Annotated in this window: 41 protein-coding genes; all 41 read left to right on the forward strand. The window is 57.9% G+C overall.

Translation table 11 applies throughout. From position 1 onward, the window contains the following. Nucleotides 1–121: hypothetical protein (locus tag EPO61_11420; GenBank protein ID TAJ07736.1), on the forward strand; the 121-nt coding region annotated here is incomplete at its 5' end. Nucleotides 122–148: 27 nt separating this feature from the next. Continuing rightward, nucleotides 149–454 (forward strand): 30S ribosomal protein S10, encoded by a 306-nt coding sequence (locus tag EPO61_11425; GenBank protein ID TAJ07886.1) that lies wholly within the window; start codon nucleotides 149–151, stop codon nucleotides 452–454. Between the two features lie 92 nt (nucleotides 455–546). Further along, entirely contained in the window at nucleotides 547–1,170 is a 624-nt protein-coding gene (locus EPO61_11430; protein TAJ07737.1) for a 50S ribosomal protein L3, read from the forward strand. A 3-nt stretch (nucleotides 1,171–1,173) separates the two neighbouring features. Further along, nucleotides 1,174–1,797 (forward strand): 50S ribosomal protein L4, encoded by a 624-nt coding sequence (locus tag EPO61_11435; GenBank protein TAJ07738.1) that lies wholly within the window; start codon nucleotides 1,174–1,176, stop codon nucleotides 1,795–1,797. Then, on the forward strand, nucleotides 1,794–2,087 hold the full coding sequence (locus EPO61_11440) for a 50S ribosomal protein L23 (GenBank protein TAJ07739.1): 294 nt from the start codon (nucleotides 1,794–1,796) through the stop codon (nucleotides 2,085–2,087). Before EPO61_11435 ends, EPO61_11440 begins: the two co-directional genes overlap by 4 nt. Nucleotides 2,088–2,135: 48 nt before the next feature. Further along, nucleotides 2,136–2,972 (forward strand): 50S ribosomal protein L2, encoded by an 837-nt coding sequence (locus tag EPO61_11445; GenBank protein ID TAJ07740.1) that lies wholly within the window; start codon nucleotides 2,136–2,138, stop codon nucleotides 2,970–2,972. Between the two features lie 21 nt (nucleotides 2,973–2,993). Beyond that, the gene (locus EPO61_11450) at nucleotides 2,994–3,281 is read left to right on the forward strand and encodes a 30S ribosomal protein S19 (protein TAJ07741.1); all 288 of its coding nucleotides are present in this window, start codon (nucleotides 2,994–2,996) and stop codon (nucleotides 3,279–3,281) included. Nucleotides 3,282–3,296: 15 nt separating this feature from the next. Continuing rightward, entirely contained in the window at nucleotides 3,297–3,650 is a 354-nt protein-coding gene (locus tag EPO61_11455; protein ID TAJ07742.1) for a 50S ribosomal protein L22, read from the forward strand. 37 nt (nucleotides 3,651–3,687) lie between these two features. After that, a complete protein-coding gene (locus EPO61_11460) occupies nucleotides 3,688–4,362 on the forward strand; it encodes a 30S ribosomal protein S3 (GenBank protein ID TAJ07743.1) in 675 nt (224 codons plus the stop codon). Nucleotides 4,363–4,387: 25 nt separating this feature from the next. Beyond that, nucleotides 4,388–4,801, forward strand: coding sequence for a 50S ribosomal protein L16 (locus EPO61_11465; GenBank protein TAJ07744.1), 414 nt, complete (start codon nucleotides 4,388–4,390; stop codon nucleotides 4,799–4,801). 30 nt (nucleotides 4,802–4,831) lie between these two features. Next, nucleotides 4,832–5,053: a 50S ribosomal protein L29 gene (locus EPO61_11470; GenBank protein TAJ07887.1), complete on the forward strand. Its 222-nt coding sequence runs from the start codon at nucleotides 4,832–4,834 to the stop codon at nucleotides 5,051–5,053. A 2-nt stretch (nucleotides 5,054–5,055) separates the two neighbouring features. Further along, nucleotides 5,056–5,322 carry a 30S ribosomal protein S17 gene (locus tag EPO61_11475; GenBank protein TAJ07745.1) on the forward strand — a complete coding sequence of 89 codons (267 nt, stop codon included), beginning with the start codon at nucleotides 5,056–5,058 and terminating at the stop codon, nucleotides 5,320–5,322. 31 nt (nucleotides 5,323–5,353) lie between these two features. After that, nucleotides 5,354–5,722: a 50S ribosomal protein L14 gene (locus EPO61_11480; protein TAJ07746.1), complete on the forward strand. Its 369-nt coding sequence runs from the start codon at nucleotides 5,354–5,356 to the stop codon at nucleotides 5,720–5,722. An 18-nt stretch (nucleotides 5,723–5,740) separates the two neighbouring features. Continuing rightward, on the forward strand, nucleotides 5,741–6,076 hold the full coding sequence (locus EPO61_11485; protein ID TAJ07747.1) for a 50S ribosomal protein L24: 336 nt from the start codon (nucleotides 5,741–5,743) through the stop codon (nucleotides 6,074–6,076). Between the two features lie 18 nt (nucleotides 6,077–6,094). Beyond that, nucleotides 6,095–6,781: a 50S ribosomal protein L5 gene (locus tag EPO61_11490; protein TAJ07748.1), complete on the forward strand. Its 687-nt coding sequence runs from the start codon at nucleotides 6,095–6,097 to the stop codon at nucleotides 6,779–6,781. 31 nt (nucleotides 6,782–6,812) lie between these two features. Further along, entirely contained in the window at nucleotides 6,813–6,998 is a 186-nt protein-coding gene (locus EPO61_11495; protein ID TAJ07749.1) for a type Z 30S ribosomal protein S14, read from the forward strand. Nucleotides 6,999–7,077: 79 nt separating this feature from the next. After that, complete coding sequence (locus EPO61_11500) at nucleotides 7,078–7,473, forward strand: 30S ribosomal protein S8 (GenBank protein ID TAJ07750.1); 396 nt, start codon at nucleotides 7,078–7,080, stop codon at nucleotides 7,471–7,473. A 54-nt stretch (nucleotides 7,474–7,527) separates the two neighbouring features. Then, complete coding sequence (locus EPO61_11505) at nucleotides 7,528–8,064, forward strand: 50S ribosomal protein L6 (GenBank protein TAJ07751.1); 537 nt, start codon at nucleotides 7,528–7,530, stop codon at nucleotides 8,062–8,064. Nucleotides 8,065–8,073: 9 nt separating this feature from the next. Continuing rightward, nucleotides 8,074–8,439 carry a 50S ribosomal protein L18 gene (locus tag EPO61_11510; protein TAJ07752.1) on the forward strand — a complete coding sequence of 122 codons (366 nt, stop codon included), beginning with the start codon at nucleotides 8,074–8,076 and terminating at the stop codon, nucleotides 8,437–8,439. Nucleotides 8,440–8,475: 36 nt separating this feature from the next. Then, the gene (locus EPO61_11515; protein TAJ07753.1) at nucleotides 8,476–8,970 is read left to right on the forward strand and encodes a 30S ribosomal protein S5; all 495 of its coding nucleotides are present in this window, start codon (nucleotides 8,476–8,478) and stop codon (nucleotides 8,968–8,970) included. A gap of 5 nt (nucleotides 8,971–8,975) precedes the next feature. Beyond that, the gene (locus EPO61_11520; protein TAJ07754.1) at nucleotides 8,976–9,191 is read left to right on the forward strand and encodes a 50S ribosomal protein L30; all 216 of its coding nucleotides are present in this window, start codon (nucleotides 8,976–8,978) and stop codon (nucleotides 9,189–9,191) included. Continuing rightward, entirely contained in the window at nucleotides 9,188–9,637 is a 450-nt protein-coding gene (locus EPO61_11525) for a 50S ribosomal protein L15 (protein TAJ07755.1), read from the forward strand. The genes EPO61_11520 and EPO61_11525 overlap by 4 nt, the downstream gene beginning before the upstream one ends. Beyond that, on the forward strand, nucleotides 9,630–10,943 hold the full coding sequence (gene secY, locus EPO61_11530; GenBank protein ID TAJ07756.1) for a preprotein translocase subunit SecY: 1,314 nt from the start codon (nucleotides 9,630–9,632) through the stop codon (nucleotides 10,941–10,943). Before EPO61_11525 ends, secY begins: the two co-directional genes overlap by 8 nt. Nucleotides 10,944–10,952: 9 nt before the next feature. Next, entirely contained in the window at nucleotides 10,953–11,609 is a 657-nt protein-coding gene (locus EPO61_11535; GenBank protein ID TAJ07757.1) for an adenylate kinase, read from the forward strand. Further along, complete coding sequence (gene map / locus EPO61_11540; protein TAJ07758.1) at nucleotides 11,606–12,358, forward strand: type I methionyl aminopeptidase; 753 nt, start codon at nucleotides 11,606–11,608, stop codon at nucleotides 12,356–12,358. Before EPO61_11535 ends, map begins: the two co-directional genes overlap by 4 nt. A 5-nt stretch (nucleotides 12,359–12,363) precedes the next feature. Then, the gene (locus EPO61_11545) at nucleotides 12,364–12,582 is read left to right on the forward strand and encodes a translation initiation factor IF-1 (protein ID TAJ07759.1); all 219 of its coding nucleotides are present in this window, start codon (nucleotides 12,364–12,366) and stop codon (nucleotides 12,580–12,582) included. 16 nt (nucleotides 12,583–12,598) lie between these two features. Continuing rightward, nucleotides 12,599–12,712, forward strand: a complete 114-nt coding sequence (locus EPO61_11550) for a 50S ribosomal protein L36 (protein ID TAJ07760.1) — start codon at nucleotides 12,599–12,601, stop codon at nucleotides 12,710–12,712. Nucleotides 12,713–12,742: 30 nt separating this feature from the next. Beyond that, the gene (locus EPO61_11555; protein ID TAJ07761.1) at nucleotides 12,743–13,135 is read left to right on the forward strand and encodes a 30S ribosomal protein S13; all 393 of its coding nucleotides are present in this window, start codon (nucleotides 12,743–12,745) and stop codon (nucleotides 13,133–13,135) included. 32 nt (nucleotides 13,136–13,167) lie between these two features. Then, nucleotides 13,168–13,551 carry a 30S ribosomal protein S11 gene (locus EPO61_11560; GenBank protein ID TAJ07762.1) on the forward strand — a complete coding sequence of 128 codons (384 nt, stop codon included), beginning with the start codon at nucleotides 13,168–13,170 and terminating at the stop codon, nucleotides 13,549–13,551. A 24-nt stretch (nucleotides 13,552–13,575) separates the two neighbouring features. Further along, a complete protein-coding gene (locus EPO61_11565; GenBank protein ID TAJ07763.1) occupies nucleotides 13,576–14,202 on the forward strand; it encodes a 30S ribosomal protein S4 in 627 nt (208 codons plus the stop codon). A 79-nt stretch (nucleotides 14,203–14,281) separates the two neighbouring features. Further along, a complete protein-coding gene (locus EPO61_11570) occupies nucleotides 14,282–15,286 on the forward strand; it encodes a DNA-directed RNA polymerase subunit alpha (GenBank protein TAJ07764.1) in 1,005 nt (334 codons plus the stop codon). Between the two features lie 13 nt (nucleotides 15,287–15,299). Next, entirely contained in the window at nucleotides 15,300–15,770 is a 471-nt protein-coding gene (locus tag EPO61_11575; GenBank protein ID TAJ07765.1) for a 50S ribosomal protein L17, read from the forward strand. A 114-nt stretch (nucleotides 15,771–15,884) separates the two neighbouring features. After that, complete coding sequence (gene lptC / locus EPO61_11580; GenBank protein TAJ07766.1) at nucleotides 15,885–16,487, forward strand: LPS export ABC transporter periplasmic protein LptC; 603 nt, start codon at nucleotides 15,885–15,887, stop codon at nucleotides 16,485–16,487. Then, the gene (locus EPO61_11585; protein TAJ07767.1) at nucleotides 16,435–17,058 is read left to right on the forward strand and encodes a hypothetical protein; all 624 of its coding nucleotides are present in this window, start codon (nucleotides 16,435–16,437) and stop codon (nucleotides 17,056–17,058) included. The genes lptC and EPO61_11585 overlap by 53 nt, the downstream gene beginning before the upstream one ends. Beyond that, complete coding sequence (gene lptB / locus EPO61_11590; protein ID TAJ07768.1) at nucleotides 17,058–17,834, forward strand: LPS export ABC transporter ATP-binding protein; 777 nt, start codon at nucleotides 17,058–17,060, stop codon at nucleotides 17,832–17,834. The genes EPO61_11585 and lptB overlap by 1 nt, the downstream gene beginning before the upstream one ends. 33 nt (nucleotides 17,835–17,867) lie before the next feature. Further along, nucleotides 17,868–19,361 carry an RNA polymerase sigma-54 factor gene (rpoN, locus tag EPO61_11595; GenBank protein TAJ07769.1) on the forward strand — a complete coding sequence of 498 codons (1,494 nt, stop codon included), beginning with the start codon at nucleotides 17,868–17,870 and terminating at the stop codon, nucleotides 19,359–19,361. A 27-nt stretch (nucleotides 19,362–19,388) separates the two neighbouring features. Next, entirely contained in the window at nucleotides 19,389–19,928 is a 540-nt protein-coding gene (gene raiA / locus EPO61_11600) for a ribosome-associated translation inhibitor RaiA (GenBank protein TAJ07770.1), read from the forward strand. 7 nt (nucleotides 19,929–19,935) lie between these two features. Next, on the forward strand, nucleotides 19,936–20,802 hold the full coding sequence (rapZ, locus tag EPO61_11605; GenBank protein ID TAJ07771.1) for an RNase adapter RapZ: 867 nt from the start codon (nucleotides 19,936–19,938) through the stop codon (nucleotides 20,800–20,802). Nucleotides 20,803–20,955: 153 nt separating this feature from the next. Continuing rightward, nucleotides 20,956–21,162, forward strand: a complete 207-nt coding sequence (locus EPO61_11610; protein TAJ07772.1) for a MerR family DNA-binding transcriptional regulator — start codon at nucleotides 20,956–20,958, stop codon at nucleotides 21,160–21,162. 10 nt (nucleotides 21,163–21,172) lie between these two features. Next, nucleotides 21,173–22,288, forward strand: a complete 1,116-nt coding sequence (gene pilM / locus EPO61_11615) for a type IV pilus assembly protein PilM (GenBank protein TAJ07773.1) — start codon at nucleotides 21,173–21,175, stop codon at nucleotides 22,286–22,288. Continuing rightward, complete coding sequence (locus EPO61_11620; GenBank protein ID TAJ07774.1) at nucleotides 22,285–22,842, forward strand: hypothetical protein; 558 nt, start codon at nucleotides 22,285–22,287, stop codon at nucleotides 22,840–22,842. Before pilM ends, EPO61_11620 begins: the two co-directional genes overlap by 4 nt.

A 22,842-nucleotide genomic window follows, 5' to 3' on the forward strand; every position in this document is an offset into this window, starting at 1 on the left:
TAACGTGTCGGTGACGGCGGAGCTGATTTCGCCGATCGCCATGGACCAGGGGTTGCGGTTTGCGGTGCGCGAGGGCGGCAAGACCGTCGGCTCCGGCGTCGTCACTGAAATCCTGGCATAGGGCCGCGAGGAGACAAACGTGGTGAAGGTGGATCAGCGCATCAGGATCAGATTGAAGGGGTTCGACTACCGGGTTTTGGACCAGTCGGTAGCCGAGATTGTGGAGACCGTCAAGCGTAGCGGGGCCAAGGTGGCCGGGCCCATCCCGTTGCCCACGCGCATCGAGAAGTTTACGGTCCAGCGTTCCACCCACGTCGACAAGAAGTCGCGCGAGCAATTTGAAATCAGAACGCATAAGCGGTTGATGGATATCATGGAGCCGACGCCGGAGACGATGGATGCGCTGATGAAGTTGAATCTGGCGGCCGGCGTAGACGTGGAAATTAAACTCTGAGCGATCAACTCTCAGCGATCAGCTGTGGGCCTGGATGTGAGAGGGGTTCCGAAGCTGACCGCTGAAAGCTAAAAGCTGATGGCGAGCGTATTATGACAAACGGGTTGCTTGGAAAAAAGCTGGGAATGACGCAGATCTATGACGCGGAAGGGCGGCTGATTCCGGTCACGGTGATCGAAGCTGGGCCCTGTCGAGTCTCGGCGGTGCGGACGCGCGACCAGCAAGGGTATGAAGCCGTCCAATTGACGTTCGAGGAGGTTCCGGAGCGGAAGCTCACGAAAGCCGAGTTGGGGCATCTCAAGAAGCAGCAGATCCCGGCTTCCCGCCATTTGCGGGAATTCAAGAAGCTCGGCGACGCTCAGGTTGGCCAAATACTCAAGGCAGACCTATTCCAGAAGGGCGAGTGGGTTGATGTGGAAGGAATTTCGAAGGGCAAGGGATTTCAAGGCGTGATGAAGCGCCACAATTATCGCGGCGGACCGGAAACGCATGGGTCTATGTTTCACCGTGCGCCGGGGTCCATCGGGAGTAGCTCCTATCCGTCCAGGGTGTGGAAGGGCAAGACCCTGCCGGGGCACATGGGGAGCGAGCGAGTCACCATCCAGCGCTTAAAGGTGATTGAGGCTCGGCCGGATGAGAATTTGCTTTTCGTCAGCGGCGCTGTGCCTGGTGCGACCGGCGGGATCCTGACCGTCAGAAAGTCGAAGAAGGGCTAGACGATGCCGACCGTAGACGTAGTGGACAGCCAGAAGAAAAAAGTCGGGAAGGTGGAACTCCATGCAAGCCTGTTCGGGGCCGACATTGATGGGTCCTTGGTGCATGAGGCGGTGGTGATGCAGCAAGCATCGGCCAGGCAAGGGACGGCCTCCACTCTCCGGCGCGGTGAAGTCAGTGGGTCGGGGAAGAAGCCCTGGAAGCAGAAGCATACGGGCCGTGCGCGGGCCGGCTCCATCCGGTCGCCTGTATGGCGGCATGGCGGAAGCGTCTTTGGTCCGAAGCCGCGCCGCTATGACTATGCGATGCCAAAAAAGAAGTATCATGGTGCGCTCCGGAGCGCACTTTCGGCCAAGCTGGCCGCGGGAGAGATAGTGGTCGTCTCCGATCTGACGATCGAGAAGCCGAAGACCAAGCTTTTGGCGAAGACGTTGGCGCAGTTGGGGCTTTCCGCCAAGACGTTGATCGTGGTCGGTGAGGGCCGTCTGGACTTGGAGCGGGCCGCGCGGAACCTGACCGGAGTCAAGCTGGTCAAGCCGGAGCAGCTCAATGTCTACGACGTGCTCCGATACAACGTGATCGTGATTCTTGAGCGTGAAGTGGCGCGCATTCAGGAGGCCTGGTCATGAAGCGAACCGCGCATGATGTTCTCGTCCAGCCCTTGCTGACGGAAAAGATCACGGCGATGCGGGAAGGCGCCAACAAGGTAGGATTCCTGGTCCGGCGGGACGCAAATCGGATTGAGGTTAAGCGGGCGGTGGAAGCGGCTTTGAATGTGAAGGTTGCGAAGGTGAACATCCTGAACATTATGGGCAAAACCAAGCGCCTGGGGCGGTTCTCCGGGAAGCGGCCGGACTGGAAGAAGGCGATTGTGACCCTGAAGGAAGGCGAGAAGTTGGAATTGTACGAGAGCGCGTAGCTGATCCTGAAGGGGCTGATAACGAATAGCTGAGAGCTGGGGAACGTTATGGGACTGAAGCAATATCGACCGACCTCACCGGGGCGCCGCGGGATGACCGCCGTCACCGGAGAGGGGCTGAGCAAGAAAAAGTCGGAGAAGGGCCTTACCAAGTTCCACATCCGTTCCGGCGGTCGGAATAACGATGGCCGAATGACCATCCGGTTTCGTGGGGGTGGGCACAAGCGGCTTTATCGGACGATTGATTTTAAGCGGGACAAGGTTGGCATTCCCGCCAAAGTCGCGGCGATCGAATACGATCCGAACCGCTCAGCTCGCATTGCGCTTCTGCATTACGCGGATGGGGAAAAGCGCTATATCTTGGCCCCCCAGGGCCTCGCGGTGAGGGACCTCGTGCAATCCGGGCCGGCCGCCGAAGTGAAGCCTGGCAATGCCCTGCCATTGGCGAGCATGCCTCTGGGAACAACGATCCATAATATCGAGTTGAAGCCAGGCAAGGGCGGTCAGTTAATCCGCAGTGCTGGAGGATTTGCGCAGGTGATGGGGAGGGATGGGCTCTATGCCCAGGTTCGCCTTAAGTCCGGAGAAATGCGACGCATCCTGGCCACCTGCATGGCGACGGTGGGACAGGTGGGCAATCTGGACCATGAAAATGAAACAGTAGGTAAGGCAGGCCGGTCCCGCTGGCGTGCGAAGCGCCCGCACGTTCGCGGTGTCGTGATGAACCCGGTCGATCACCCCCACGGGGGCGGCGAGGGCAAGTCGGGCCAAGGCAATCCCCATCCTGTGTCGCCGTGGGGGCTCCCGACCAAGGGATACAAGACCAGGCAGAACAAGCGCACGGATAAGTTTATCATCACCCGTCGGAAGCGGGGCGTGCGGTAGTCGAGATCCGAGGAGACGTCGATGCCCAGATCAGTCAGCAAAGGGCCTTTTGTGGATGCCCACCTGCTCGAAAAGGTGGAAAGACAGAATGAGACCAAGGACCGGAAGATCATCAAGACGTGGTCTCGACGCTCGACCGTCGTGCCCGACATGATCGGTCACACGTTCGCGGTGCACAACGGCAAGAAGTTTATCCCTGTTTTTGTCACCGAAAATATGGTCGGACACAAGTTGGGTGAGTTTGCGCCGACGCGCTTCTTCAAGGGGCATGGGGCGGCAAGAACAGAAAAAGCGGTCGCGTTGAAGTAGGACGGGAGTGCAGTCATGGCTGAGGCAAAAGCGATTCTAAGGTTTGTGCGTGTGGCCCCGAGGAAGGCCCGGGCTGTGGTAGACATGATCCGCGGGCAGCGGGTGCCGCAGGCGCTGAGCCTGTTGAAATATACCCCGCGGGCCGCGGCAAAGGTCGTGGAGAAGATCCTTCGCTCGGCGGTGGCGAATGCGGAACAAAAGGAATTGGGGGACAGCGAGTCCTTGTGGGTCTCGCGTGCCTACGTGGATTGCGGGCCGACCTACAAGCGGTTTCGGGCCCGGTCCATGGGACGGGCTAATTCTATCCATAAGCGGACGAGCCACATTACGCTGATCGTGTCCGCGCCAGAAGTCACGGCGAAACCGTAAGCGAGCCGCAGACGAGAAAAGGGGTCAACGGGAGGTTATGGGACACAAGACGCACCCGGTTGGGTATCGCTTAGGGTATACCAGGACGTGGAGTTCGCGGTGGTATGCGGATAAGGACTTTGCCAAGCTCCTGCACCAGGATATTCAGATTCGCAAGGTGGTCAAAGCGAAGCTCTACCATGCCGGAGTGGCGAAAGTGGAGATCGAACGGTCTGGGGATCAGACTCGGGTGATTATCCACACAGCCAGGCCGGGGATTATCATCGGGCGCAAGGGTGCGGAAGTCGACAAGTTGAAGGCGATGCTGGAAAAACAGTACGGGACCCAGGTGTATATCACCGTGAAGGAAATCAAGAAGCCTGAACTGGACGCTCAATTGGTCAGCGAGAACATCGCCGTCCAATTGGAAAAGCGAGTCGCGTTTCGGCGGGCCATGAAGCGCAGTGTGGCGGCTGCGTTACGGCTGGGCGCTCAGGGCATTCGGGTGACCTGTGCCGGACGCCTGGGTGGGGCGGAAATTGCCAGGACCGAGTGGTACAGGGAGGGGCGTGTGCCGCTCCATACGCTGCGGGCCTACATTGATTTTGGATTTGCGGAAGCGCATACGACCATGGGCCAGATCGGGGTCAAGACCTGGATCTACAGGGGTGAGACTCCTCCGGTGCAACCGGAAAAGGCCGAAGTTGGGTTCGAGCGCCGGCAGGAGCGATAAGCAGCAGTCTTAAGGGGGCAGATCCGTGCTTGCACCGAAGAAAGTCAAGTTCAGGAAGATGCAAAAGGGGCGGATGCGGGGGAAGGCGTACCGCGGCGGCCAGGTGACTCTGGGCGAATTCGGGCTTAAGGCTTTGGAGCCGGGGCGGATCACCAGCCGTCAGATTGAGGCGGCCCGCATTGCCATCACGCGACACGTGAAGCGTGGTGGGCAGGTCTGGACAAGAATTTTCCCGGACAAGCCCATCACCAAGAAGCCAGCCGAAACTCGGATGGGTAAGGGAAAGGGCAACCCGGAATATTGGGTGGCCGTAGTCAAGCCAGGGCGAATCCTCTACGAGATGGATGGGGTCACCAAAGAGGTGGCGGAAGAGGCGCTGAAACTGGCTGCGTACAAGCTGCCGATCGCCACCAAGTTTGTGGCCCGCGGGGCGTTCTAGGGCTTGTTCGGAAGGAATGGGGTTGCTGTGATGGATGTGAAAGATCTAAGAGGGATGGAGCCGGCCGAGTTGGCTGAGAAGGAAAAGCAGCTCAAGCAGGAAGTCTTTAACTTGCGCTTCCAGCTCGCGACCGGACGGGTTGAGAATCCCATGAAGATTCGCCAGACCCGCCGCGACTTGGCGCGGGTGAAGACCATCCTGCACCAGAAAACCGCAGCCGGCGGGTCCGGTGGCGCGCGCGAGGGATCATGACCATGCAGGGGAAGTCCGAAAAACGGCGGGAGTGGGTCGGCAACGTCGTCAGCAACAAGATGAACAAGACGGTCGTGGTGGCAGTGGATCGATTTGTGTCCCATCCGATCTATCGCAAAGTGCTGCGCCGCGTCACCAGGTTGAAGGCCCACGATGAGCAGAATAGCTGCAAGGTGGGGGACCGGGTCCGTCTCGTCGAGACGAGGCCGATCAGCAAAGACAAGCATTGGCGTGTGGTCGAAATCGTGGAGCGGGGGCAGCCGGAGTAGTCTCGGGCTGGATCGCCGGTAAGGAACCGTCATGATTCAGAATTACAGTTACATGGATGTGGCCGACAACTCCGGGGCCAAGCAGGTCATGTGTTTCCATGTCTTGGGTGGCTCGAGGCGGCGATACGGCTCCCTCGGAGACATCGTGGTGGTGGCCGTGAAGGAAGCCATCCCGCAAGCCACGGTCAAGAAGGGGGACGTGAGCAAGGCGGTGATCGTTCGGACAACCAAGGGTGTGCGCCGGGAAGACGGCTCTTACATCAAATTTGACCGCAACGCCTGCGTGCTGATCAACGCCCAGGGTGAGCCTATCGGCACCCGTATCTTCGGCCCGGTGGCCAGGGAACTGCGCTGGAAGAAGTTTATGAAGATCATCTCGTTGGCTCCGGAAGTGCTCTAAGGACGGAAATAGAGGATCATGCCGAATCAGGGACCGATCAAGACGAAAATCAAGAAGGGCGATACCGTGGTGGTGATCGCCGGGCGCGAGCGTGGCAAGACGGGGAAGGTTCTCACCGTCGATCGCGAGCGTGCGCGGGTGACGGTGGAAAAACTCAATATCGTCAAGCGCCATACGAAACCCAATCAAAAGACCAGACAGGGGGGGATTCTTGAGCGCGAGGCCCCTATCGCCATCTCCAATGTCATGTTTTACAGCACGACCCTTCAAAAGCCGGTACGTCTCGGGATCAAGACCTTGCCCGATGGGAGCAAGGTGCGGATTTCCCGAAAGGACCAGGCGGTCATCGAATAAGGCGTAGGAAAAAGGATCATGGCAAAGAGCGAGAAGGGCGGCAGCGACAAGAGCGCGGGTAAGAAGCCGGTTGTGAAGCCGCCGAAAAAAGAGGCGGCGCCCGCGGCCAAAGAGTCAACGGAAGAAAAAAAGGCTCCGGCTGCAAAGTCGTCCGGTCCTAAGTTGCCTCCCAGGCTGAAGGATACGTATCGTGAACAGGTAATCCCGGCTCTGATGAAGGAGTTCGGGTATAAGAACCCAATGCAAGTGCCCAAGCTGGAGCGGATTGTGTTGAACGTCGGCATGGGCGAAGCCATTCAGAATGTCAAGTTGCTGGAAAGCGCGACCACCGAACTGGGGGTCATCTCCGGACAGAGGCCGGTCGTGACTAAGGCCAAGAAAGCGATCGCGGGCTTCAAACTCAGGCAGGGCATGCCGATTGGGGCCAAGGTCACCCTGCGCAACGATCGGATGTACGAGTTCTTGGACCGGCTCGTCAGCGTGGCCCTGCCCCGGATCCGCGACTTTCGTGGCGTTTCGCCAAAGGCCTTTGACGGTCGCGGCAACTACACGCTGGGGCTGAAGGAACAGCTGATCTTCCCGGAGATCAAGTATGACAGCGTGGCCTCCATCCACGGGATGGATATCACTATCGTTACCACGGCTAGGACGAACGACGAAGGCAAGGCTTTGCTGCGTCACTTTGGGATGCCCTTCAGAGTCTGACGAGACGACTTGCTGGCGAAGGAGAGGATGCGTGTCACGTAAAGCCCTGCGGAACAAAGCGGCCGCCAAATCGAAATTCAAGGTCAGAGATTACAACCGGTGCCCCCTCTGCGGACGAGGAGGCGGGTTTTTGCGGCGATTCAAGATGTGCAGAATCTGCTTTCGCCTGTTGAGTCTGCGGGGCGAAATTCCAGGGGTGACGAAGTCGAGTTGGTAGCCGTCCTGCGGGCCGGCTGGTGCCCTCGGGTTTCACACCGTGGGCGGAACGTGCGTTTACGAGACGTGGAGTTGACACAATGATGACGGATCCGATCGCGGACCTGCTGGTCCGAATTCAAAATGGCGCGCGGCGGGGGCACGAAACGGTCACGGTGCCCGCCTCGAAGCTGAAGAAAGAACTCCTGCGCGTGATGCAGTCGGAGGGGTTCATCGCGGGCTACGAATCTGCGACCACGGATGGGCACCCGGCCTTTCGAGTGCAGTTGCGCTACGTGGAAGAAGGTAAGCCGGTGATCACCGGGATGTCGCGGATCAGCAAGCCGGGCAAGCGGGTTTATGCCGGCAAGCGCAACGTCAAGTCGGTCATGGGCGGAATGGGATTGTCCATTCTCTCCACATCAAAGGGCTTGCTGACCGATCAAGAGGCCCGTAAGGCCAGCTTGGGTGGCGAAGTCCTGTGTTACATCTGGTAAACCGGCTGAGGCGTTCGGCCAGAACATAAGACAAGCGAGCTGTCGAGGAGCATCATGTCGCGGTTGGGTCGAAAACCAGTTTCCATTCCTTCCGGAGTGGAGGTAAAAGTGACGGACCGGTTGGTGTCTGTCAAGGGACCGCTGGGCCGTCTGGAGTGGACGCTCGAGCCGGGGGTGGATGTCGCGGTGGCGGACGGCCAGGTGCAGGCCAACCGGGCGGGCAATGATCCGAAGCTGCGGGCATTGCACGGGCTGACGCGGGCCGAAATCAGCAACATGATCGTCGGGGTGACCAAGGGCTACGAGCGGACGCTGGAGATTACCGGTGTGGGCTACAAAGCCCAACTGCAAGGGCAGACGCTTAGCGTGAGCGTCGGTTATGTCAATCCAGTCGTCTACAACGTTCCGAAGGGCATCGAGGCCAAGGTCGACAAGCAGACCATCGTTACCGTCAAGGGAATCGACAAGCGGAAGGTGGGGCAAGCTGCCGCCGATCTGCGTGCGATCAAGCCTCCGGACGTCTACAAGCAAAAAGGCATCAGGTATGCGGGCGAAGTGCTCCGCAAGAAAGAAGGGAAGACCGGGAAATAAGCGAGCGCCATGAAAACCACCGAAACCAGAGAAAAATTACAGCGCCGGCAGCGTCGCGTGCGGCAGCGGATTTTTGGAACAACCACCCGCCCTCGGCTGAACGTTTACCGGAGCAAAGGGCATATTTACGCCCAGATCATTGATGACACGAAGGGCCATACGCTGGCCGCGGCCTCCACGTTGGATGCCGCTTTGCGAAAAGCGTTGAAATCCACCAGCACCATCGAAGCGGCCAAAGCTGTCGGGAAGTTGCTGGCGGATCGGGCCAAGACCGCGAAGGTTGCGACGGTGGTGTTCGACCGGGGCGGGCGGCTCTATCACGGTCGGATCAAGGCGCTGGCCGATGCGTCCCGCGAGGGCGGCCTGCAATTCTGAATTCTGATTGTCTTGAGATGAGAGGAGCGTGACGGCGTGCGTGTCAACCCAGAAGAACTGAACCTGAAGGACAAAGTCGTCTTCATTAACCGTGTGGCCAAGGTCGTCAAAGGCGGCAAGCGGTTCAATTTTTGCGCGCTGGTGGCCGTCGGCGATGGCCAGGGCTGGGTGGGCATCGGCAAGGGCAAGGCTGCGGAAGTGCCGGTAGCCATTGCCAAAGCGGTGCAACAGGCCAAGAAACACTTGGTCCATGTGCCGCTGAAAGAGGGGACGATTCCGCACGAAGTGCATGGTCTCTTCGGCGGCGAGCATGTGATGCTTAAGCCGGCCGGTGCCGGGACCGGGGTTATCGCGGGCGGTGCGGTCCGGGCCGTCGTGGAATTGGCGGGAGCCCACAACATCATCGCCAAAACGCTGGGGCGTGGCAATCCTTTCAATACGGTCCGTGCCACTCTGGACGGACTTTGTCAACTCCGTGATCCTGAGGAAGTGGTCCGCGTCCGGCGGAGCGGTTTGCAGAAGATAGGGTAGTCTACATGAGCACGAAAAGTACAAAGCGTTCTTCTCAGGCAGGTCAACAATTAACGATCACGCTCAAGCGGAGCCCGATCGGAACTCCATATACGCACCGCCTGGTGTTGCGCGGTCTGGGGCTGCGTCGGATCCGCCAAGCCGTGCAGAGAACCGATAGCCCGCAAGTGCGGGGATTGATCCACAAAGTATCCTATCTGTTGGAAGTCAAGCCACTATGAAGCTGCATGATCTGGCTCCCACGCCCGGGGCCAAGAAAAAACGAAAACGTATTGGACGCGGGCCCGGTTCTGGTCACGGCAAGACGGCGACCAAAGGGCATAAGGGGTTGAAGGCTCGATCTGGGGGGGGGAAGCGCCCGGGCTTTGAAGGCGGACAGATGCCTTTGATCCGCCGTATCCCCAAGCACGGGTTTCAGAACCCGTTCCGGATCGAGTATGCGATCGTCAATCTCAAATCCTTGACGGCCTTGGGTACGGTGGACCCGATCACACCTCAGGCGTTGGTGGATGCCGGGCTCATCAAGCGGACGCGCCGGCCGGTGAAAGTTCTCGGCCAAGGGGAGTTGGGGCGGGCCGTGGTGATCCAGGCCCACAAGTTCAGTCAGTCGGCCGTGGCGAAGATCGAGGCTGCCGGCGGGAGGGCTGAGGTCATCGGCGGTGTTTGAACGACTCCTCACCAGCTTTCAGAACATCTTCAAAATTCCGGAGCTGCGCACCCGCATCCTGTTTACGTTGACGATGCTGGCGGTCTACCGGGTAGGGGCGCATGTCCCGACCCCCGGCATCAACAACGAAGAGCTCTCCAAGTTTTTGCTTGAAAAGGGGGGGTCGCTTCTCGGATTCTTGGACATTTTTTCTGGCGGGGCTTTGTCTCGGCTGACGATCTTTGCGCTGGGGATCATGCCCTATATCAGCGCGTCGATCATTCTGCAGCTGTTGACGGTCGTGATTCCCCATCTGTCCAAGCTGGCCAAGGAGGGTGAGCGCGGGCGAAAGACGATCATCCAGTACACGCGCTACGGCACGATCGGCATTGCGTTGATCCAGGGGTTTGGGATCGCGGTCGGCCTGGAGGGGATGAATCAGGGCGCTTTCGTGTTGAATCCAGGCTGGTCGTTCCGTCTCATGACGGTCATCACCCTGACGGCCGGCACGGCCTTTTTGATGTGGCTGGGGGAGCAGATCACCGAGCGCGGGATCGGCAATGGTATTTCTCTGATCATCTTCGCCGGCATTGTGGCTCGGTTGCCGGCGGCCGTGGCCCAGACTTTCGACCTCTATCAGGTCGGCCAATTGAGCTTTCTGCTGCTCGTGGCTTTGGTCTTCGTCATGCTGGGCGTCATCGGAGCTATCGTGTTTCTCGAGAGCGGGCGGCGCAAGGTGCCGGTGCAGTATGCCAAGCGGGTTATCGGGCGGCGGGTGTATGGAGGCCAGAGCACCCATATCCCGTTGAAGATCAATACAGCCGGGGTGATTCCGCCGATTTTCGCCTCGTCGATCATCGCGTTTCCCGCGACGATCGCCGGGTTCATCCAGGTGCCCTGGGTGCAATCGATCGGCGCCCAGTTGTCGCCCGGTTCGCTGTTGTACACGGTCCTCTATGTGAGCCTGATCGTGTTCTTTTGTTTTTTCTATACAGCGGTGGTGTTGAACCCCGTGGATATGGCTGACAACATGAAAAAGTACGGGGGCTTTATTCCCGGCATCAGGCCTGGGCAGCGGACCTCGGACTATATTTATAACGTACTGACCAGGATTACGACGGCCGGCTCGATCTACCTGGCTGCGGTCTGCGTTGTTCCCGAGTTCTTGATTTACAAACTGAACGTGCCCTTTTATTTTGGCGGCACCTCGCTATTGATTGTGATCGGCGTTGGTTTGGACACAGCGCAGCAAATCGAATCGCATATGTTGATGCGAAACTACGAGGGGTTCCTCGCCAAGGGCAAGCTGCGCGGGCGTAGTGGGTAGGGTGTACTGATGCGGCTTGTCTTTCTCGGTGCGCCTGGCGTCGGCAAGGGAACTCAGGCCGAGCGAATTGCAGCCCGATTTCGTCTGCCGAAGATTTCGACCGGCGATATCCTGCGGGAGGCGGTCAGGAACCAGACGCCGCTGGGTCTCGAGGCCAAGGCTTGCATGGATCAGGGCAAGCTCGTTCCGGATTCGGTCGTGGTGGGCATTGTGAAGGCGAAATTGGCGGAGCCCGGTTGTGCTGGAGGGTTCCTGCTGGATGGCTTCCCCCGTACGGTCGGGCAAGCCGAGGAACTGGCCGCGATTCTTGGCGCAAGTGGGAAGTCGCTTGATCGGGTGCTCAATGTCGTGGTGCCGCGAACCGATGTGGTGCGGCGCCTGAGCGGGCGGCGCAGCTGCCCGAAGTGCCAGGCGGTCTTTCACGTCGATTTTGCGCCACCCAAGATCGAGGGGGTGTGCGACCAGTGCAAGAGCACATTGGTCCAGCGTAGCGACGATCGTAAGGAGGCCGTGGAGACCCGGCTGAACGTCTATGAAGAGCAGACAGCGCCCTTGATCGCCTACTATCGTCAGCGCGGGCTTCTCTCGGATTTGGACGGTACGGGGCCGATCGATGAGGTGCAGGGGCGGTTGTTGAACGTGTTGGCGGCGCAAGGCCTGGCGTGATCATCCTCAAGACGCCCGAGGAGATTGCGATTATGGCCAGGGCGTCGAAAGTCGTGGCCGAGACGTTGCAGGCCTTGAAACAAGCGGTTCGCCCGGGCATCACCACGGAAGACTTGGATCGCATCGCGGAAGAGCATATCCGTTCACGGGGCGGGATTCCGGCCTTCAAAGGCTATCGGAGCTACCCGAAGACGCTCTGCGCATCGGTCAACGATCAGGTCGTACATGGGATTCCCTCCTCGAGGAGGATGTTGAAGGACGGAGATATCATCGGGCTGGATCTAGGTGCCATCGTGGAGGGGTTCTACGGGGATGCGGCCATGACGGTGCCGGTGGGGGCGATTTCTCCGAAGGTGGCCGAGTTGTTGCGCGTGACGGAGGAAGCACTCTACAAGGGGATCGAGCAAGCACGGGTCGGAAACCGGCTGTCCGACATTTCCCATGCCGTCCAGCAACATGCCGAGGCGGCCGGCTTTTCGGTCGTGACCGACTTCGTCGGCCACGGTATTGGACGCCAGTTGCACGAGGAGCCACAAGTCCCGAACTATGGGAAGCCGGGGCAGGGGCCACGTCTGCAAGTCGGGATGGTGCTGGCGATCGAGCCGATGGTCAATATGGGCCAGAGCGGCGTGCGTGTTTTGGACGACCAATGGACGGCGGTCACCAAAGACGGCAGCTTGTCTGCCCACTTTGAGCATACTATCGCGATCCAGGCTGAGGGCCAGGCGCGGATTTTAACGAAGCTGTAGGACGAATGCCCAAAGAGGATGTCATTGAGGTGCAGGGAACCGTGGCGGAGACGCTTCCGAACGCCATGTTTCGGGTGAAGTTGGACAATGATCACGTGATCCTCGCCCATATTTCAGGCAAGATGCGGATGCATTTTATTCGGATCTTGCCGGGCGACAAGGTGACGGTGGAGATGTCTCCATACGACCTGACGCGTGGGCGCATCACCTACCGGTTCAAGTGATTCACGGGGAATACCTATGAAAGTCAAATCGTCCGTCAAGCCCATTTGTTCGAAGTGCAAGGTCATTCGCCGGCGAGGAGTCGTGCGGGTGCTCTGCGAGAATCCGCGACACAAACAACGTCAAGGTTAGGCTCAATCGGACGCGCGTCGAGGGGGGATTATGGCTCGGATCGCCGGAGTGGATTTGCCGAGAGAAAAGCGGGTAGACATCGGGCTGACCTATGTCTTCGGGATCGGGCGCACAACCGCTGCGCAGGTCGTCAAGAAAGCCGGGGTGGAAGGCGCAACCCGCGTGAAGGATCTGAGCGAGGACGAGATCGTCAAGCTCCGTGAAATCATCGAGCGGGATCACAAGGTCGAAGGAGACCTTCGTAAAGAGGTCTCGATGAATATCAAGCGCTTGGTCGACACGGGAACCTACCGAGGTCTTCGGCATCGAAAAAGCCTCCCGGTTCGAGGGCAACGAACGAAGACCAACGCGCGGACCAGGAAGGGACGACGGGCGTCGATGGGAAAAGCCCGCAAACCATCCGGGGCCTCCAGCGGAGCGTAGCGGAGTCTGATGGGAACTGAGAGGATACCAGCATGAGCGTCAAGAAGGGCAAGAAGAAAGAGCGGAAGGTGGTCCAAAGCGGGATCGCACACATCCAGGCGTCTTTCAATAACACGATTGTCACGATCACCGACATGAGCGGGAATTCGGTGGTGTGGGCCAGCGCCGGGAGCCAGCAGTTCAAGGGGTCGCGTAAGAGCACCCCGTTTGCGGCACAGAAGGCTGGCGAAGCGGCAGCCAAGAAGGCGATGGAGCATGGGATGCGGCAGGTGGACGTGTATGTGAATGGTCCAGGCTCTGGGCGGGAGTCTGCGATCCGATCCCTGCAGGCAGCAGGTCTGCGGATTAATCTGATCCGGGATGTCACGCCGATCCCGCACAATGGTTGCCGGCCGCCCAAGCGGCGGCGCGTATAGGCGCAGAAGAGAAGGAGAACCGCAGTGGCGAAGTACAGAGGCCCTGTCTGTCGGCTGTGTCGGCGAGAAGGCGAAAAGCTGTTTCTCAAAGGCACGAGGTGTATGACCGAAAAGTGCGCGATCGAGCGCCGGAGCTATCCGCCTGGGCAGCATGGGCAGGGGCGACAGCGCATCTCCGAGTACAGTGCACAGTTGCGCGAAAAGCAAAAACTGCGTCGCATCTATGGGCTGCAGGAGAGTCAGTTTCGTGGCGTGTTCGGTCGCGCAGAACGACGCACCGGCATTACAGGAGACCATCTGCTGAAGCTGCTGGAGTGCCGCCTCGACAATGTGGTCTACCGGCTGGGGTTTGCCTCCTCTCGTAAAGAGGCGCGGCAGTTGGTCAACCATGGGCATTTGTTGGTCAACGGGAGAAAAACCGACGTGGCGTCCTATACGGTCAAGGCCGGGGATGTCGTCGAGGTTCGGCCAAAGAGCCGCGAGATCGTGTCTGTCCTGGCCGCCCTGGACGCAGTGGAAGGGCGTGGGATTCCCGCATGGCTGGAGCTGGAGCGTGCCGCATTCAAGGGGACTGTCCGCGGGATTCCGACGAAAGAGGAAATTCAGTTGCCGGTCAATGAACAATTGGTCGTCGAATTATATTCCAGATAGCGAAGACCTGGCCATGGTCGCAGGCCGCGCATGGCGGCCTCCAGGCCTGCTGGTCAGGCGGATGCGGTAAGGGGGGACTATGATCAAGGCAATGAAGGACTTCCAAGTCCCGATTCGGGTCGAAGCCGAGAAGGACACGCTGTCGACGGTCTACGGAAAGTTCACGGCCGAACCGTTTGAGCGGGGGTTCGGGACGACCATCGGCAATTCGCTCCGGAGGGTGTTGTTGTCCTCTCTCACCGGCGCGGCGGTGACAACCGTGCGGATCGAAGGGGTCTTGCACGAGTTTTCGACGATTCCCGGTGTAACGGAGGATGTGACCGCCATCATTCTCAATGTAAAGGGCCTCCGTTTCAAACTGCATACGGACAAACCAAAGACCGTGCGGCTGCGCAAGAAGGGGCCGGGCGAGGCCAAGGGGTCGGATATTATCCATGATGCGGATCTGATCGTTCTGAACAGGGATTTGCACATTGCGACTCTGGACAAGGAAGCCACGCTTGATATGGAGTTGGTGATCAGTCCGGGGCGCGGCTATGTGCCGGCGGAGCGCAACAAGGAAGAGGGCTTGCCCATCGGGGTTGTCGCGGTGGACTCGATCTATTCTCCCGTGAAACGGGTCAACTTCCACGTCGAAAATGCGCGGGTGGGTCGGGTGACGGATTATGACAAGCTGCTACTGGAGGTCTGGACCGACGGCAGCATTACGCCTCAGGACGCGTTGTCTACGGCCGCCGGTATTCTGCGGGATCACCTGACCATCTTCATCCATCCAGAAGAGCAGGGGGAAGCCGCTCCGCAGGCGCGCAAGGACGATGAACGGAGAGAGATCAACAAGAATCTCTTCCGGAGCGTGAATGAACTGGAGCTGTCCGTCCGGGCCGCCAATTGCCTCAAGAACGCGAACATCAAGACGATCGCGGATCTGGTGCAGAAGACCGAAATGGAAATGCTCAAGACCAAGAATTTCGGGAAGAAGTCGTTGAACGAGATCAAAGAAATCCTGGCCGAGATGGGGCTAAGCCTGGGTATGAAGCTGGACTCGGTCTCGGCTGCGGAATCCAGCGCGAAGCACGAAGGCTGAAAGAGAGGGAGCCGTGCGTCATAGAAAGCGAGGCAGGCAGCTAGGTCGAAATACCAATCATCGGCGGGCGCTGTTCCGGAGTTTGGTCACATCCTTGCTCGAGCATGAGCGGATCGAGACGACCGAAGCCAAGGCCAAAGAGATCCGCAGCTTCACGGATCGGATGATCACTCTTGGGAAGCAGGGCGACTTGCCAGCGCGGCGACGCGCCCTTGGGTTTCTTCGCAGCAAGGCCGTGGTGTCCAAGTTGTTCGACGATGTGGCCGGACGGTTTGCCGGACGCCAGGGTGGGTACACGCGTCTGATCAAGACTCGGCGTCGGGTGGGGGATACTGCAGCCATGGTAGCCATTGAGTTAGTGGCTAAGCGCGAGGTAGCTCAAAGCCAGTCTGAAAAGCCTGCCGCCGAGAAGGGGAGCAAGTCGCCAGCTAAGGGGTCTTCTGACACGGAGGCCAAGACATCTTCTTCTGCGACTGCCTCCTGACCGTATCTTACCTTCGCCGATAAGGCAATGCCCTGCTTGGGAGCCATAACTGTGGCTCCCGGCAGGGCGTTTGTTTACTTGCCTTCCGCCCTCTGCTAAAATCGTGCCCGAACGATGATTGCATTTCAAACCGACGGTTTGGACAGTAACATGTGGGAGCGTTGGATTCGACGTAGCCTCCTGGCTATGACTGGTATCCTGGTCTCCTTCTTGCTCTACCTCCTGGGCACCAAAGTGGAAACGGGGCCGTCGTCTAATGCTTCAAGTCAAGCCGTGCTTGGGAAGTCGGATGCCGGTATCGATCAGTTCCGCTTCACTCAAGCCCGGGCAGGAAAAGTGCAATGGGAGGTGCATGCCCAGCGGGCTCGGGTCTTCGAGACGGAGAAGCGCGCTGTCTTAGAGGCCGTCGAAGTCACACTCTACGGTGCCAAAGGATGGGAAATGAAATTGACCGGCGAGGAAGGGACGGTGAACCTCGCGACAAAAGACTTTGTGCTTGCCAATCGAGTAGATCCGATTGTTGTGCAGTTTGAAGGGGGCTATACCGTCGTGAGCAATCACCTGACGTGGACGGATGAGCGACGGACCATCGCGACAAAGGACCCGGTGACTATCTCCGGTCATGGGCTGAAGGTCAGTGGCCGAGGGTTTAAAGGATTCCTAGATGCTGAAGAATTTCAGGTGCTCGAGAATGTGCGTGTGGACCTGGTCAGGTAAGTTGGCGGTAATCGTCTGGCTCGTAGCGTCTGCTGCGTTTGCAGCAGAGACTGGGTCTGTCAAATCCGGACCGTCTGAGGGCCAGTCGACGACGATCACGGCGCAGAAGATGACGGTCCGCAATCAGGAAAATAAAGCCTATTTCGAGGGGACTGTTGTATTGATCAAGGGGGCACTGGTGGTGCATTCGGATGCGATGGTGGTATCGTTCAAGCCAAAAGAGATGCCTGGAGAAAAGCCGCCTGAAACGAGCCCGGTCCATTCAACCGAGGGGGAGAAGAAGATCAAGGCCGGGGAGGGGGCTATGCCAACGGCCGGATCCAAGTCGATCAGCATGGTGGAAGCTACCGGACGCGTGAAAATTGAAAAAGAGGGGGGGACGGCCACGTGCGAAAAGGCGGTGTATTACGAGGACGGGGAGAAGATTGTGCTGACCGGTGACCCCATTGCTTGGCAGAAGGGCACCAAGGTGACAGGCAAGGTCATTACCATGTACCTGGCTGAGGATCGCAGTGTGGTGGAAGGGGAATCGAGAGTTCTGATCGAGCCAGAGCCGGGAGGGGGGCGTTGATGCAAGCCGATGCGACCTCCGCATGCGAATCGGCTGCCGGTCTGGCTGGGTCCGCTCCCAGGTTGGAGGCTCATGGGTTGGCCAAGGCTTTCAAGGGCCGGCAGGTGGTCAAGGGGGTCAGCCTGGAAATTAAAGCCGGGGAAGTGGTGGGACTGCTGGGTCCGAATGGAGCCGGTAAGACGACCATCTTCGATATGGTGGTGGGTTTGTGCCCACCGGATGCGGGTGAGATTCAGCTCAACGGCGAGAACATTACCAGTTTGCCGATGTTCAAACGGGCTCGCCGTGGGATTGGCTATCTACCGCAGGAATCTTCGGTCTTTCGAAGGCTCACGGTTGAAGAGAACATCCTGGCCATTCTGGAGATGCTCGACCTGCCTCCCCGGGAACGGACTCTCCGCTCGGAGGTGCTTCTGCAGGAGCTTGATCTGACGGCATTGCGCCATAGCAAGGCCTATGCTCTGTCCGGCGGAGAACGTCGCCGCTTGGAAATTACGAGGGCCCTGGTCATTGCCCCTCAATTTCTCCTTCTCGATGAGCCCTTTGCCGGCATCGATCCGATCGCGGTGGGCGACATTCAGCAGATCATCACTCGCCTCAAAGAAAAAAGGATCGGGGTCCTGATCACGGACCATAATGTCCAAGAGACCTTGTCCATCACTGATCGCGCCTACATTATCAACGAGGGTAGCATTTTGGAGGCTGGCACTCCGGACACTATCGTCAATAGTCCCACAGCCAGGGCGATCTATCTGGGCGAGCGGTTTAAGTTGTAGCGGGTGCTGGTGCAATAAGATGATCCAGTGAATATGAAACCACGCCTCGGCCTTGATATCCGTCTCAGCCAAAAGCTGATTATGACGCCGCAGCTGCAGCAAGCAATCAAGCTGCTGCAGTTGTCGCGGCTGGAGCTTCAGCAGACCCTGACCCAGCATTTAATGGAAAACCCGCTATTGGAGGAGCTTCAGGCTGATGTGGAGGAAGGGGAAGCATCAGCCGGGGAGGACCTCAATCAGGACAAGAAGGAACCCAAGGAAGCTCAGGACGCAGGCGATTCCGAGGAGACGCAGGTTCCGGGCGAGGGAAACCGTGATGAACTGGGATGGGAGGACTACTTTGGCGGCGACCGTCGGGCTGGTGATACGGAAATGCCTTCTTCCCAGGACGATCTGCCCTCCTATGATCAGACTGCGGTTAAGCCAACCTCGCTCGAAGACCATCTTCTCTGGCAACTTGGCCTGTCCGGTCTTCCAGAAAAGGATAAAGCAATTGGCCGCCTTATCATCGGCAACCTGGATGAAGACGGATATTTGCGAGCCCCTCTGATCGACCTGGCTGTCGACGCGGGGGTAGCGCCTGAAGCCGTCGAGTCGGTATTGGACCAGATTCAGACTTTTGACCCGGCCGGTGTGGCGGCACGAGACCTGCGCGAGTGCCTATTCATCCAGTTACGGTTTCTGGGGCGCGCATTTAGGGGGAGTCACCGCGCTTCTCCAGGATTGCTGGAAGCCATTATCACCAACCACTTGCAGGATCTTGAAAAAAAACACTACGGGCGCATTGCCAAGGCCCTCGATGTCACGACGGAGGAGGTGCTTCAGGCCGTACGGGTCATCGAAGGGCTTGAGCCCAAGCCGGGTCGGCCATACTTCGTTTCCGACAACTATGTGGTTGTGCCGGATGTCTTTGTCGTGAAAGATGAGGGTGAATGGGTAGCGGTGTTGAATGACGAAGGCCTGCCTCGTCTCCGCATCAGCCCCTATTATAAGCAATTAATCGCCAGCAAACGGGACCCTTCCGATGCGACCAAGGCGTATCTAGACGACAAGCTGCGCGGCGCTCAGTGGATCATCCGCAGCATCGAACAGCGGAACAAGACCATCATTAAGGTCGTCAGCAGCATCGTGAAGTTTCAGGAGCAATTTTTCAATCATGGTGTGCAGGGTCTCAAGCCGCTGGTCTTGAAGCAGGTTGCCGAAGATATCGGGATGCACGAGTCCACGATCAGTCGAGTCACCGCCAACAAGTATCTCTATTGTCCGCAGGGGATGTATGAGCTGAAATATTTTTTCAACACCGGCCTGCAACGATCAGACGAACAGGAAGACATGTTGTCCTCGGTCACGGTTCGAGAAATGATTCGCAAAATGGTCGCCGAAGAGGATCCGCGCCATCCGCTGAAGGATCAGGAGATCGTCGCGCGACTGCTCGGCCATAATATTGTCATTGCCAGGCGTACGGTGGCGAAGTATCGAACGGAAGTCAACATTCCCTCAGCCAGCCAGCGGAAGCGATTTTTCTAACCTGGCCATTGGTGCGCTGTCGAAAGGATGCTCATGCAGATCTTGATCACGGGCCGGCATGTGGAGGTCACGCCGGCTTTGCGTCGGCACATTGATATTCGGATGAAGCGTGTGGCGCGGTTTGGAGCCAAGCTCGGCGATATTCAGGTCATTCTGGGGGTCGAAAAATACCGGCATACGGCGGAGGTAGTCCTGACGCTCAACGGGGTGGCCGTGCAAGCCAAGGCCTCTACCAAAGAAATGTATGCTTCCATCGACGAGGTGTTGGACAAGGTCAGCCGTCAGATCAGCCGGCAGAAGGACAAACGGCGTAATCGAAAGGCTTCTCCATCGGCACTGTTGCTGCCAGTCCCGCGTCCCGTAACACCCTCGCTGCGGTCTCTTGGCGTCAGGCTGGTGCGGACTTCACTCCACCGGCTCACGCTTGAGGAGGCGACCGAACGACTCGGTTCCCAAGCAGGGGCGCTCCTGGTATTTGAGAACCAAGCCGCTGAGCGGACTCAAGTTCTCCATCGATTGGGCAGTGGTGCGATTGAACTGATCGATCCGTCGCCTGCAACCCCCTAGGGTGTAGATGCAAAGTCTTCGTTTAATAATTGTGAGCGGTCTTTCCGGTTCTGGCAAGACCTACATGCTCAAGTGCTTTGAGGATGTGGGATATTTTTGCGTCGACAACCTGCCGCCAGCGTTACTGCCCACCTTTGCTGAGCTTTGTCTTCAGCAGGGAGGTGAGGTGAAAAAGGTGGCGCTCGGCATTGATATCCGGGAGCGCGGCTTCTTCGGAGACTTTATCGCCAATTTGGATCGCTTGAAGACGCTGGGTCATTCCGTTGAACTGTTATTTCTTGAGGCAAGAAACGAGATTTTGGTGCGTCGTTTTTCGGAATCTCGCAGGCCACATCCGCTACTTCCACATGCGCCTGTTTTGGAAGGTGTGCAGCTCGAACGCGAACGACTCTTAGAGCTACGCAGTCGCGCAGACCGAATTATTGACACATCAGATATCACCGTACATGAGCTCAAAGACCTCGTAGCGAAACAATCGGCTGGGCTTAGCGAAGGACGACCGATGACGGTTTCTCTATTAAGCTTCGGCTACAAATTTGGAGTCCCATTTGAGGCGGATCTATTGTTTGACGTGCGATTCCTCAAGAATCCAAATTTTATCGCCCAATTGAAAGCACTCACGGGGGAAGACGCGAGAGTGCAGACCTATGTTTTTGATGACCCTGATGCCGTGGCGCTGCTTGATCGTCTGGAGGCGTTGCTCCAGTTCCTGTTGCCTTGCTACGAGCGGGAGCGACGTAGTTACCTCACCATAGGAATCGGGTGTACAGGTGGTCGCCATCGTTCTGTGGCCATTGCCTTGCAGCTGCATGACCGCTTGGCAAAGGCTGGCCGCACTACTACCCTTCGTCATCGAGACCTCGCCAAGTCCTGAGTTGCCCCATTTCCAAGCCAATATCTTGGTAGCGAAGGCAAGGCCTTGCTATAGCAGATGGAGACATCTTTGCTTGACAGGAAAAATATATTGACTATACTTACTCGATACAAATTACTGGGGAAGATTGCTGGCGACCAAAGGTGACGGGGGATGATCGTGCAAGTAAACTCAAAAAACCGCTTCAAAACCATCGAAGTATGTAAGCTCTTCGATGTATCGCGAGCCACCTTGTTCCGGTGGGAGCGTGAAGGGTTGATCTCTGATCCTCCACGCGATTGGAGGAATTGGCGCGTCTATACGGCTCAGAATATCAAGGAAATCAAGCAGATCATTCAATCGCGCAATCACGTGGCTTGAGGAAATCACAATGGAGCTGCCCGCACCGCTCAAGCAGTTGATGACTGTGGATGTCGGAGCCTGGTTCGGCCCAAGCAGGCAACTGCTGGGCTTGGATATCGGGTCCAGTGCCATCAAGCTGGTTCAGATGCGAGAGCAGAAGGGAAAGTATGTACTCCAAAAATTCGGGATCAAATCGCTGGAGCCGGAGGTGATTGTAGATGGAACTGTGATGGATGCGGCACGGGTGGTGACGGTCATCAAGGAATTGCTGCAGGAGTCCAATGTTAAGCTCAAGAATGTCGCGATGTCGATTTCCGGGCATTCCGTGATCGTCAAGAAAATTACCCTGCCGCCTATGCCGGACGAGGAGCTCGAAGGGCAAGTCAAGTTGGCCGCAGAACAATATATTCCCTTCGATATCAACGAGGTTAACCTGGATTTTCATGTTCTCAATCCTCTTGAGCAGTCGGAGGATGGTCAGGCCCAAATGGCGATCCTATTGGTTGCGGCCAAGAAAGAGAAAGTCAATGAATTGACCGAGTTGGTCAAGGGAGCGGGGCTGAGTCCTGTCGTGCTGGATGTGGATGCATTTGCAATCGAAAACATGTATGGAATCAATTATGAAACCGGCCCCGATGAAGTCGTAACCCTGGTTAACATTGGGGCAAGCGTGATGAATGTGAATATCCTCAAAGGGGGGATGTCTCTGTTTACACGCGATATCTCACTTGGAGGCAACCGTTACACCGAGTCGATTCAGCGGGACTTGGGGGTTTCGTATGAGGACGCAGAGGCCGCTAAGGTTGGGGTTCGGCGTGAGGGGCTTGATCCGGAATCGGTTGCGGCCGTCATTGATGGTGTCAATGCGGAGGTCGTCTCTGAAGTCGCCCGGTCGGTGGATTACTTCAAGTCCACCAATCCGGAAGGGGAAGTCAGTAAAATCGTGATGTGCGGAGGCAGTGCCAGAGTGACGGGGCTGATGCAGCAGTTGGGGGATCGTATGGGGGTAACGGTGGAGTTGGCTAACCCATTCAATCAGGTTGATACGACGGCCGGAAAGTTTGATCCTGATTACTTGGCGTCGGTGTCCTCTCAAGCTGCGGTGGGGGTTGGGCTGGCCATCAGGGCGGTCGGTGATCGATGATTAAAATCAACCTCCTGCCAAGCCCCCGCGCGAAAAAAAGCGGCGCGGCGCAACTGCTGGATGTTCGTTTCGAGCTGCTCGCGGCTGGCGGGCTCCTTCTGCTCAGTGTGGTGGGGTGTATCTACTACTCCGGTGTACTGGACGCTCAAATCGAAGCCAAAACGCAGGAGAAGGCGGACAAGGACAAGCAACTGACGGCGCTCAAGGAGAAGATCAAGAAAGTCGATGATTTCGAGCAAAAGAAGAAGCGGCTCGAGGATCAAAACCGCATTATCGACCAACTGGAGAAGTCGCGTGGCGGCCCCGTGCGTGTTATGGACTTCGTCAGCCAAAGTCTTGATCCGCTGAAACTCTGGCTGGTGTCCATGACCGTCAAGGGTAACGACGTTGAGCTCGAGGGGCGGGCGTTAACCAATGACGACGTCGTGGAGTTCGTGAAGAACCTCCGGCGTACGGATTATTTCACGACGATCCGCTTGGGCGAGACTCGTTCTGCCACCGAAGGTAAAACGGGGTTGTTTCAATTCAGGCTGAGCCTTTCAACGAAGGGTTGA

This window comes from Nitrospirota bacterium (assembly GCA_004296885.1).
Classification (GTDB): domain Bacteria; phylum Nitrospirota; class Nitrospiria; order Nitrospirales; family Nitrospiraceae; genus SYGV01.